At 43.6% G+C, this 307-nt stretch carries 2 tRNA genes; both read left to right on the top strand.

Annotated elements, in window-relative coordinates:
- The first annotated feature begins 76 nt into the window (after window positions 1–76).
- Window positions 77–153, top strand: a tRNA-Ile gene (locus ILT06_RS32305).
- 10 nt (window positions 154–163) lie between these two features.
- Window positions 164–239, top strand: a tRNA-Ala gene (locus ILT06_RS32300).
- The last annotated feature ends 68 nt before the right edge of the window (window positions 240–307 follow it).

The raw sequence follows: 307 nt of genomic DNA, 5'->3' as shown, positions 1-307 counted from the left end.
CGTTTAGTTTTGAGAGTTCAATTAAGTATTGACTCTTAAATGAGGATATGATATAAATAAATCCTGCAATTTGTATGGGCCTATAGCTCAGCTGGTTAGAGCGCACGCCTGATAAGCGTGAGGTCGATGGTTCGAGTCCATTTAGGCCCACCATACAACTTTTGGGGCCTTAGCTCAGCTGGGAGAGCGCCTGCCTTGCACGCAGGAGGTCAGCGGTTCGATCCCGCTAGGCTCCACCAAAAAGCTATTTTAAATAGCAAATGGTATGTTCTTTGAAAACTAGATAACAGTGTAGCTCATATTTTTT

It is taken from the genome of Bacillus sp. 17RED48 (genome assembly GCF_019837545.1).
In the GTDB taxonomy this organism is placed as follows: domain Bacteria; phylum Bacillota; class Bacilli; order Bacillales; family Bacillaceae_G; genus Bacillus_A; species Bacillus_A wiedmannii.
This window is presented reverse-complemented; position numbering and strand designations above follow the sequence as displayed.